Raw genomic sequence first — 240 nt, forward strand, 5'->3', positions numbered from 1 at the left:
GAAGTAGATCATGTGAACCACGATCTGCACCATGGCCATGGCAACGATAATCGCGATGGTCCAGTTCTTGTTCTCGATCGCACCGGTCATCACCAGATAGAACGGGATGGCGGTGAGAATGACCGAGAGGATAAAGCCGGTCATGTAGGACTTGAACGAGCCATGATCGCGGCCATCGTCGTGACCATGCGCGTGATCGTCGTGACCGTGGCCAGCGTGTGCGTCAGCGCTCATCGCACG

The 240-nt window shown here is 56.7% G+C and carries 1 protein-coding gene; it reads right to left on the reverse strand.

Going from position 1 to position 240, the window contains the following annotated elements; genetic code table 11:
• A partial coding sequence (locus AC0L2B_RS00045; protein ID WP_473743609.1) for a cytochrome o ubiquinol oxidase subunit IV occupies window positions 1-240 on the reverse strand: 240 nt, incomplete at both ends.

Source organism: Mesorhizobium sp. WSM4815 (assembly GCF_055811575.1).